Origin of the sequence: Pseudomonas sp. ICMP 10191 (assembly GCF_001467335.1) — a bacterium.
GTDB lineage: Bacteria > Pseudomonadota > Gammaproteobacteria > Pseudomonadales > Pseudomonadaceae > Aquipseudomonas > Aquipseudomonas cerasi.
The window spans coordinates 1-650 of record NZ_LKGW01000031.1; the positions used below are offsets into that span (position 1 = coordinate 1).

The 650-nt window shown below is 60.3% G+C and carries 1 protein-coding gene and 1 pseudogene; both read right to left on the reverse strand.

All coding sequences use genetic code 11. The features are described 5' to 3' along the window. Positions 1-141: 141 nt before the first annotated feature. Positions 142-582 (reverse strand): Holliday junction resolvase RuvX, encoded by a 441-nt coding sequence (ruvX, locus tag AO388_RS04090; protein WP_002551734.1) that lies wholly within the window; start codon positions 580-582, stop codon positions 142-144. Beyond that, positions 582-650: pseudogene (locus tag AO388_RS28390) on the reverse strand (YqgE/AlgH family protein); the annotation flags it as partial. The gene ruvX and the pseudogene AO388_RS28390, both read right to left, overlap by 1 nt.

A 650-nucleotide genomic window follows, 5' to 3' on the forward strand; every position in this document is an offset into this window, starting at 1 on the left:
GGTCGCGACCCCGGCCGTTTTCGCCTGTTTTTGCCTTGTCTTGCCTTCGCTCGTAACGTTTTTACACAGTCTGGTCCGTGGCGCGATGCTCAAGCGATAACGTGGAATCCGGGTATCTCGAAGCGATAAAGGCAGAAAAAGTCACACATTCAACAGTTCGGGGTGCTCGTCCAGCCAGCCTTGCAGCAATAGCGCAGCGGCAATGGCATCCACCGGATTGTCGCGATAGCTGCCCTTCTGGCCGCCGCGCGCCATGCGCTCGCCCTTGGCTTCGAAGGTGGTCAGGCGTTCATCATGGGTGTAGACCGTTACACCAAAGCGTCCGTTGAGCTTGCGCGAGAATTTTTCCGCGCGCGCGCTCATGTCGCTGGGCGTGCCGTCCATGTTCAACGGCAGACCCACCACGATCGCATCAGGTTTCCACTCGTTGATCAGCGCCTGGACCTTGTCCCAGTCCGGCACGCCATTCTGCGCCTTGAGCGTGCAGAGTTCACGTGCCTGGCCGGTAATCGCCTGGCCGACCGCAACGCCGATCTGTTTGGTGCCGTAATCAATGCCCAGCAGCAGCCGTAAGGCGGCCATCAAGCGTGCCCTGCCTGGGTCGAGATCAGGTTGAGATTGATGCCCAGACGTCTGGCGGCGGCGTCCAG

What these genes read in the sequence shown, in the direction of transcription:
- ruvX (WP_002551734.1), bottom strand. Translation starts at nt 582, where the DNA reads ATGGCCGCCTTACGGCTGCTGCTGGGCATTGATTACGGCACCAAACAG.